We start from the raw sequence: 9,483 nt of genomic DNA, 5'->3' as shown, positions 1-9,483 counted from the left end.
GCGGTTACCCGCTAGGCGTCGGTCACGAACACGTGAATGGGGTTGTCGACCGGCAGCACGAAGCTGTCGATCCGCCCCGCGCGCAGATCGAACAACAACTGCTCGACCGCGGCGAGCGTCGGATGCGGCGCGGTCGAGCCGGCGCCGCGCGACGTCAGGTCGTTACGTATTTCCAGAAGCCGCGCGACGGCGCGGCCGCGAAGCATGAACATCTGTTCCATCGTTGCCCCCGCATTGCCCGATGCTCGCCACCTTGCCACGATAGCAGGCGGCGGCCGGACGCGCCTTCGCCGACTCCGGACGTCATATATCGAACGACCCGATTCGCATCACCCACGTCACTCGATAACCGCCACGATAGCAGGACGAGACGGGAACCCTCGCCCGCACCGCAGCATCATGCACAGTATTGTCAGTCCGCGTCGCACGTCATACCCTGAACGCCCGTTCCGTTAGAAGCACCCCGATGACCTCACCCATTGCCGATTTACGCGTGCTGCTCGCGTCGATGCAGCCGGTGCTCGACGACCGCCAGGTCGCGTTCGTATCGATCCGTGAGAATGCAGACGTGCCGTGGGACCCGCTCGGCCCCGAGGTCGTGGCGACGTTTCGTGAGCGGGAAGGCGTAACGTTGATTGTCGAATTGAACGCGGCGTTGCAGAGCGGCGTGCCGATCCTCTTTCGCGCCGCCTGGATCACGCTGACCGTTCACTCCGATCTCGAAGCCGTTGGCCTGACCGCCGCCTTCGCGAGCGCGCTCGGCGCCGAGGGGATCAGTTGCAATGTCGTCGCAGCCGCGTATCACGATCACATTTTCGTGCCGCTCGCGGACGCGCAGCGGGCGATGGCCGCCCTCGCGCAGTTGCAGCGCGACGCGGCATCGCGCTGACTTATAGATAACGATAGCAATCGCGCCGTCAGCGGCGGCGCAACAGCCACATCAGATACGGGCCGCCGATCAGCGTCGCGAGGATGCCGGCCGGCATCTGCTGCGGGAAGATCAGATTGCGGCCGAGCCAGTCGGCGAACACCATCAGCACCGCGCCGAGCAGCGCCGCGATCAGCATCTGCGAACGCGCGCGCGGAAAGCCGAGCAGTCGCGCGAGATGCGGCGCCATCAGACCGACGAACGACATCGGTCCAAGCACCGTCGTCGCGCCCGCGGTCAGCACCGCGGCGATCACCAGCAGCATGAGCCGCGCGCGCCGCGTGCCGACGCCAAGCGCGTTGGCGACATTCGCGCCGAGCGGCAGAATGTCGAGCCAGCGTCCGCACAGCAGCGCCGCGACGACGGCCAGCGCGGCGCACACGCATGTCGCAAACGCAGTTGCCGGACTGACGAGATAGGTCGAGCCGTACATCAGTGTGCGGAGCAGTGCCGCGTACGCGCCGCCGCTCGCGGTCGCGAGTGCGATCACCGATTGCGACAGCGCAGTCAGCGCGATCCCCGCGAGCAGCAGATGCGTCGGCGCGAACTGGCTGCGCCGGCCAAGCGCGACGATCGCCAGCAGAAACAGCAGCGCGCCGATGCCCGCGGCAGTCAGAAGCGTCAATGCCGTCGGAGCAGGCGCGAGCACCGCTGCGGCCAGAGTGCCGAGCATCGCACCGCCGCTGACGCCGAGCAGTTCGGGACTCGCCATCGGATTGCCGGTCACGCGTTGCAGCAGCGTCCCCGACAGCGCCAGCATCACGCCCGCCGCCGCGGACGCGACGAGCCGCGGCACACGCCAGAACTCGACACTGGTCCAGTCGGCAGCGCCGGCCCACTGCCAGCCGTGCAGCGTCTTCGCGAAGCGCAGCGAGACGACGATCGACACCAGGAGCAGCGCACCCAGCAGCAGCGCGATGGGCAACGTCGCGCGACGCGCCGGTTCGGCATCGGGCGCGGCCGGCCGCGGCCCTTCGATACGAAAACGCCGCAGCAGCCACAGCAGCAGCGGACCGCCGAGCAGCGCGATCGCCGCGCCGGTCGGCAGCAGTTCGCCGACGAGACCAGGCAGGCACTGCACCGCCTGATCGGTCAGCGCGAGCAGCGACGCGCCGATCAATGGCGCCCACAGCAACTGGTCGCGCAGCCGCCGCGCGCCCGCGAGCCGCGCGAGCGCCGGGCCCGCGAGTCCGACGAAACCGATCACGCCGACCGCGCTCGCGACGAACGCGCTCAGCACCACCGCGATCGCGAGCGCCGCGGGTCGTGCCCATGCGAGCGACAAGCCGAGTTGCGTCGCGCTGCGGTCGTCGAGCGAGAAGAGTGTTAGCGGTCGCACCAGCAGTACCGCACCGAGCGCGCAGACGGCCGCGCGCGGCAGCAGCCACAGCACGGTCTGCCAGCCGTTCTGGCTCAGCGAGCCGCCGCCCCAGATGAACACCGCGACGAGCGAGCGCTCGAACATCACCGTCAGCAGGACTGCGATCGCGGCGCAGTACAGGTTCACGATCATCCCGGCGAGCACCACCGACACCGGAGCGAAACCCTTGCGCCATGTCAGCCCCAACGTCGCGAGCATCGCGAGTGCGGCACCGCCGAGCGCGACCGTGAAGCGCGCGTCGGCGACGAACGCCGGCGCCCACACCGACGCGACGATCAACGCGAGATACGCGCCCGCCGATACGCCGAGCGTCAGCGGTTCGGCAAGCGGATTGCGCAGCACCTGCTGGAACACGACGCCCGCAAGCGACAGCGCCGCGCCCGCGATCAGCGAGATCACGAAACGCGGCAGCCAGCTGTACTGCACGACGAGCTGCGGCAGCGTCGCGCTGGACGCGCCGTCGGACGACGTCCCCCAAAAAGCGCCGCCCCATTGCGCGAACGGCAGCCGCGCGGACAACGTATGCGCGGCGAGCAGCAAGGCGAGGACGGCGAGCAGCGCCGGAAGGCGCCATGTGCGATTGGCGGCGGACACGCCAGCCATTTGATTCATCGGGGGACTCCTTGCAGCGCCTGCACGAGCGATGTCGCGAAGCGCGTCGCGGCGACGACGCCACCGGTCGGCGGAATCGGGCCGATCTGCGCGACGCCTCGTTGCGCGACGAACGGCAGCGCGTGCCACAGCGGGCTGCGCGACAACCCGGCTGCAATGGCGGGCGGCGTGCCGAACAGCACGGCCTGCGCGTCGCTGTGCTGCGCGAGCGCGGCAAGGTCGGCTTCGGCCATGCCCTGCGGATCGGTTGCGCCCTGCCATGCGTTGACGAGACCGAGCTGGCGCAGCACGCCGTCGAAGAGACTATGCGGACCCGCGACTGACACATGCCGGTTGTCGAGCGCACGCAGCACGACCAGCGGCCGTTGCGCGGCACCCGTCCCCGCCACCATTTGCGCGGCTGCCGCGATCTGCTGGTCCGCGCGTTGCAGCAGCGCGTCGGCTTCGCGATCGCGGCCGAGTTTCGCACCGAGCTGATGGGTCGCCGCGCGAACCGCCGGGTAGATGTCGAGACCGGGACCGAACATCGCCACCGTGAAGGTCGGCGCGACGCGTTCGAGCATCGCGCGCAGCGGCGCATGCCACGGCGTCACGACGATCAGATCGGGTTTCAACGCCGCGAGCACTTCGAAGTTCGGCTGGAACAGCAGGCCGGTATCGACGACTGTCGACGGCAACGGCGGGTCGCCGTCGAGCCGCGTGTACCACACGGGTCGCGACACGCCGACCGGCACGACGCCGAGCGACAGCACGACTTCGATCAAGCCCCAGTCAAGCACGACGATGCGCGCGTCGCGCGGCAGAACCGTCGGTGCGGTCGGTGCAATCTGCACCGCTGCGCTCGCCGCCCCACCCACGGTAGACGAAGCAAGCACAACCGCACCGAGTCCCGCAAGCGCACGCCGACGGCCGGCACGGAACGACTTTCCGCTCATCACCATTGATAACGCGCGGTCCCGAGAATCGTGCGCGTCGCGCCCCAGTAGCATACGGACGATAGCGTGCAGTACGAGATGTATTCGCGGTTGAACAGGTTGTTCACGTTCAGCGCGAGTGTCCAGTCCTTCAGCGTGTAGTGCGCGCCGAGATCGACCAGCACGCGCGACGGCACCGTGAACGAATCGAACTGGTCACCATAGCTCTCGCTCACATAACGCACGCCCGAGCCGATACCGAAGTTGCGCAACGGACCGCGATGGAACGTATAGTCCGCCCACAATGCAGCCGTGTGACGTGGTGCAATCGTCGGCGTCTTGCCGTAGTTCGCCGTGTTGCTCTCGGTGACGATCTGGTTCAGGTAGGTATACGAAGCGATCAGCTTGATGTTCTCGGTGACGTTCGCGTGCGCTTCCGCTTCGATCCCGCGGGAGCGCACCTGGCCGGTCTGAACCGAAAATGCCGAATTCGTCGGGTCGGTCGTCGTCACGTTGTTCTGCGTCAGTGTGAACGCGGACAGCGAGAAGTAGCCGTCGAATCCCTTCGGCTGATAACGCACGCCGGCTTCGACCTGCTTGCCGGTCGTCGGCGAGAACGCCGAGCCGGCCAGTGTCGAACCGAGCACCGGCTGGAACGACTTCGCGTAGCTGACGAACGGCACGATGCCGTTGTCGAACTCGTACGCGAGACCCGCGCGATACGTGAACGCGTGATCGTTCGCATGCGATACGCCTGACGGCGGGTAGGAGCCCGCCGGAGAAGTGATCTGCTGGTTCGTGCCGACGAAGTCTTCGCGCAGACCGAGCGTGAGCACCCAGTTGCGATAGCGCGCTTCGTCCTGCAGATACAGGCCCACCGTGCTCATCGACCAGTCGCCGCGCTGGTTCGCCGGAATCGTCTTCAGGCTCGCGTCGTTCGGATTGAAAATGTTGACCGTGCCGGCGACTCCGCCGCCAAAGTTGTCGCCGAGCAGCGTGCGCTGATAGTCGAGACCGAGCAGCACCGTGTGCTGGACCGGGCCGGTCGCGAATTTAGCCTGACCGTGCGTGTCGACTTCGAACTGCGAGTAGTGCTCGTGGTCGGTGTTCCCCCACAGCGTCACCGTGCGGTTATCCGCCGCGAGCGCGCTCGTCACCGAGGTCTGGTAGTAGCGCTGGTCGATGTGCAGGTAACGCACGTTCTGCGACACGCTGAAGGTGTCGTTCAGCCGCTGGTCGAACTGATAGCCGAACCAGTACTGCGTGCGCTGCATGTCGTCGGTGTTCGGATTGCCGAAGTACTGGTACGGACCGAGCCGGCCGTTCGGGTTCGAGATCAGCGTGCCGTTCGCGGTGACCGGGTTGAACAGGCCGCCGTTCGGATCGCGCTGGAAGCTGCCCTGCAGCGTCAGCGTCGTGTCGCGGTTCGGACGGATCGTCACCGACGGCGCGATCGCGATACGCTGGTCCTTGATCGCGCTGACCTGCGTTTCCGCGGTACGGCCGAGGCCCGTGATGCGATACAGCACCGTGCCCGCCTGATCGACCGGGCCGCTGAAGTCGAAGCCGAGCTGGTAGTTGTCGTGATTGCCGACCTGCATCATCACTTCGTGATACGGCTCTTCGGTCGGCAGCTTGCTCACGTAGTTGACGAGACCGCCGGGGCTACCCTGCCCGTACAGCACCGACGCCGGCCCATGCAGCACGTCCATCCGCTCGAGGAAGTACGGGTCGATACGCGGCGTCGCGAAACGCGGCGACTGGTACAGGTGCAGGCCATCGAGATACGAATCGAGATCGAAGCCGCGCCCGCGCAACTGGTCGAAACGCACGTCGGTGCCGTCCTGCGTATAGACGCCCGCCGAGTAGCGCAGCGCCTGGTCGACGGTTTGCGCGCCGAGGTCGTCCATCTGCTGACGCGTGACGACCGAGATGCTCTGCGGGTTCGTGATCAGCGCGGAATCGGTCTTCGTGCCGGTCTTCGAGCGCTTCGCCACGTAGCCGACGCCCGGGCCCTGCGGATTCTGAGCGGTGCTGCGGACTTCGATCGCGGGCAGCGTGGAGCCGACGGCAGGCGCCGACGATGCGGCCTGCGGTGCGGCTGCCGTTGCCTTTGCCGTTGCCTTTGCCGATGCCGGAGGCGTGGCCTCCTGGGCATGTGCGGTGAGTGTCATGACGCCGAGCATCAGTGCCACATGACCTGGCCGCAAACGTGGCCTGAAAGACTTCTCGACGTGTTGTTTCCTCAGCTTCGTCATTTTTTCTTGCTTCCCCGATTGACCGATTAACCGATTGAATCCGATGCGATCCGGCGCCGAGCCGGCGCTGCTCCCGATGCGTTTTGAGACAAACGCCGCATCTTAATACAAATGAGAATAAATCTCATTCATATTTCATAATGCCCATGTTTTGGTCGGGGTTAGCGCTTCAGCGCTTACCCCGACCCCACGCTGCGGCTACCGAAAAACCCGGTTGACGTCACACCAGCAGTGCGATCAACGCCTCGATGAAAACGGGGTGGTGGACGATGCTCGTGTGCGTGGCGTCGACCGAAGACTCGATCGTGCGGCCCGACGTTTGCCGCGCCCAGTCCATCCGGCGACGCGGGTCGGCCATGTTGCGCAGCGCGCGCCACACGTGCAGGTCCGTACCGACGTGCGGCAACACATGACGTCCGAGCAGACGCGTATGCAGCCTGTCCGCGGCGAATGCGGCGCCGAGCAGCGATGACGTACCATCGAGCGATGCGCGTGCGGCCGTCGCGGGATCGTCTTGTGCGGCATCGGCCTGCGGACCGCTGTCCGGATCGTCCCAATGCGTCGCCGTATCGACGATGCCGGTGAACGACACAGCGCGACCGCGCTGCGCGAACAGCGCCGCGATCGCGATTGCGAGCCGGCCGCCGAACGACCAGCCGAGCAGCGCAAGCGGCCCTGTCGGCTGCACGGCTTCGATCGTCGCCGCGTAGTGCGCGGCGAGCGCTTCGAACGTGTCGCCGTGCCAGGGCTCGTCGCGCAGCGCGGGTGCCTGGATCGCGAAGACGGTCACGCGGCCGTTGAGCGCATGAGCAAGCGTCCGGTACTCACCGATCATGCCGTGCCCCGGATGCAGGCAGAACAGCGTGCGCGGCGCGCCGAGCGCGTTGAGCGGTACGACGGGCTGCAATGCATTGGTGGTGGTTGCATCGCGCTGCAACCATGCCGCGAGCGTAGCGGGCAAAGGCGGTGCGAACGACGCTTCAAGCGTCGCGCGTTCGATCCAGCTTGCCAGTACGCCGTCGTTTGCAGCGCTTCCGTTGGCTGGGTCGACGGACGATGGCACCGCCGGTCGCGGCGCCACTTCTTCCGCGCCTGTAGCCGCCGCGCTCAGATGATCCAGCGTCGCCGACAGCGCCACGTCGAATGCCGCGACGAGTTGCGCCGCGCGCGCCTCGGACACCTGCTGCTGCGCGTAGCTCCAGGTCAGCTCGAGCGAATCGCCGGCGATCCAGCCGTTGACGTCGAACGCGCGATCCGGTGCCAGCGTCGATGCCGCAACCGCTTCGCCCGATGCTTCGCTCGCAAAGCCGAACCGGCTCGCGGACGAAAACGTCTGGTCGAAACGGCCCAGGTAGTTGAAGCTCACTTCAGGTACGGGCAGCGCGGCAAGCGCGGCGCGGCTCGCGTCATCTGCGCAGCCGAGCAGCAGCCCCCAGTTCAGTCCGCGTCGAGGTACGGATGCGAGCCGTTCGCGCACGCGGCGTAACGCATCGCCAGGTGTTGTCTCGCACGGCAACGCGACCGGATACTGCGTCGTGAACCAGCCGACCGTGCGGCTCAGATCGACGCCGTCGATCACATCCTCGCGGCCGTGGCCTTCGAGCTCGACCAGCAGTTCGGCGCGCCCCGTCTCCTTACCGACGACGCTCGCGAGCACCGCGAGCAACACTTCGTCGACGCGCATCCGGTACGCCCGCGGCGCCTCGCGCAACAGCGCCGACGTGCGCTCAGGCGACAGCGTCCACGACAGCGTCTTTTGTGACGCGGCCGTCGACGTCAGCGGTGCGAACACCGGACCCGCGCGCAGCGACGGCGTATCGAGCGCGGTTTGCCACCATGCGAGTTCCGCGACGCGTTCGGCTTCGCCTGCGTAGTCGTGCACTTTTCGCACCCATACGCTCCATGACGTCGACGGTGCGGGTAGTACGATCGGTTTTTTCTGTTCGGCCTGTGCGTAGGCAGTCTGCAGTTCCTCCAGCAGCACACGCCACGACACCCCATCTACCGCGAGGTGGTGGATCGCGATCAGCAGGCGGGTTTCGTTCTGTTCTTGCTGCGTCTCGATGTAGCCCACGCGCCACAGCGGACCCTGTGTCAGGCTCAGGCCCGACTGCACCCGCTGGCCGGCGGCGTTCAGATCGTCGAGTGATTGCAGTGTCTCGCGGTAGAGGGGGGTGCTTTCTTCCGCCGGTGCGACCTGCTGCCGCCAGCCGGCCTCCGTCTGCACGAAGCGCAGTCTCAGCGCATCGTGACGGCGCTCGAGTGCCTCTATTGCCTGCGTCAGTGCTTCGACGTCCAGCTTCCCCTCCACCTTCAGCAGCACCGACTGGTTCCAGTGCGACTCGCCCTGCGGATAGCGTTCGAAGAACCAGCGCTGGATCGGGGTCAGCGGTAGCGCCGTGGTGATCTCCGCCTCGTCCTGTTCTGTACTGTCGAGCACTTCGACGCGCAGCGCGAGCCGCTCCACCGTCGGGTGCTCGAACACCTGGCGCGGCGTGAGCTTCAACCCTGCCTCTCGCGCTCTCGCAATGATCTGCAGGCTCTGGATCGAATCGCCCCCTGCTTCGAAGAAGTTCTCCGTCACACCCAGATCGTCCCGTCCCAGCACCGCCGACCAGATCGACAGCAGTGTCGCTTCCGTCGCGTTGCGTGGGTCGATGCGCTCGCGGGTGATGGACTGCGGGGCCGGCAGTGCGGCGCGGTCCAGCTTGCCATTCGGCATCGCCGGCAGACGTTCCAGCACCGTCAGGCCCGACGGCACCATATACGCGGGCAGCCGTTGTTCCAGTTCGCGCTGGATCTGGTTTGCATCGACTTCACCCGCGATATAGCCTGCGAGCCGCTGTTTCTCGCCGGCTCCTGTGACGATCACCGCTGCCTCACGTACGCCTGCACACTGGCGGAGTACCGCCTCGATCTCACCCAGCTCGATACGCTGGCCGCGCAGCTTCACCTGCTGGTCCAGACGGCCGAGGAATTCCACTGTGCCGTCTGTACGCATCCGGCAGAGATCGCCGCTGCGGTACTGCCGCGAGCCCGGTTCGCCGTACGGGTCCGGCACGAAGCGTTCGGCCGTCAGTGCTGCACGTCCGAGATAGCCGCGTGCCACCGTCGGGCCGCCAATACAAAGCTCACCGAGGCCATCGGCCGGTGCCACATCGCCGAATGCGTCGATCACGCGGGCGGTGCGGCCCGGGTACGGGATGCCGATCGGGACTGTCACCTGGTGGGCGTCTTCGATCTGTGTGTCGCGGTACAGTGCCGCCACCGTCGTTTCCGTCGGTCCATAAAGATTGTCCAGCCGGATGTCGCCGAGCGCGCCTGACTGCCAGCGTCCCAGTGCATCGCCCGGCAGGGCTTCACCGCCTACGGTTACCTGACGCAGGGCCA

Annotated in this window: 6 protein-coding genes; 1 reads left to right on the top strand and 5 read right to left on the bottom strand. The window is 66.8% G+C overall.

Annotation, left to right across the window (positions count from 1 at the left end; all coding sequences use genetic code 11):
• Positions 1–11 precede the first annotated feature (11 nt).
• Complete coding sequence (locus ACREXZ_RS30500) at positions 12–212, bottom strand: hypothetical protein (RefSeq protein WP_431767857.1); 201 nt, start codon at positions 210–212, stop codon at positions 12–14.
• Between the two features lie 254 nt (positions 213–466).
• Between ACREXZ_RS30500 and ACREXZ_RS30495 the strand changes: the two genes are divergently transcribed.
• Positions 467–889 (top strand): ACT domain-containing protein, encoded by a 423-nt coding sequence (locus ACREXZ_RS30495; protein ID WP_431767856.1) that lies wholly within the window; start codon positions 467–469, stop codon positions 887–889.
• A gap of 28 nt (positions 890–917) precedes the next feature.
• On the opposite strand, the gene fhuB is transcribed toward ACREXZ_RS30495, so the two are convergent.
• The 4 genes from fhuB to ACREXZ_RS30475 form a co-directional block, all read right to left on the bottom strand.
• Complete coding sequence (gene fhuB / locus ACREXZ_RS30490) at positions 918–2,921, bottom strand: Fe(3+)-hydroxamate ABC transporter permease FhuB (protein WP_431767855.1); 2,004 nt, start codon at positions 2,919–2,921, stop codon at positions 918–920.
• On the bottom strand, positions 2,918–3,862 hold the full coding sequence (locus ACREXZ_RS30485) for an ABC transporter substrate-binding protein (protein WP_431767854.1): 945 nt from the start codon (positions 3,860–3,862) through the stop codon (positions 2,918–2,920). Before ACREXZ_RS30485 ends, fhuB begins: the two co-directional genes overlap by 4 nt.
• A complete protein-coding gene (locus ACREXZ_RS30480; RefSeq protein ID WP_431767853.1) occupies positions 3,856–6,009 on the bottom strand; it encodes a TonB-dependent siderophore receptor in 2,154 nt (717 codons plus the stop codon). The genes ACREXZ_RS30485 and ACREXZ_RS30480 overlap by 7 nt, the downstream gene beginning before the upstream one ends.
• 304 nt (positions 6,010–6,313) lie before the next feature.
• On the bottom strand, positions 6,314–9,483 hold a 3,170-nt coding region (locus ACREXZ_RS30475), incomplete at its 5' end, for a condensation domain-containing protein (RefSeq protein WP_431767852.1).

It is taken from the genome of Paraburkholderia sp., assembly GCF_050742655.1.
Taxonomy (GTDB): Bacteria; Pseudomonadota; Gammaproteobacteria; order Burkholderiales; family Burkholderiaceae; genus Paraburkholderia.
The sequence above is the reverse complement of the archived record's forward strand: the minus strand, read 5'-3'. Positions and strand labels throughout refer to the sequence as shown.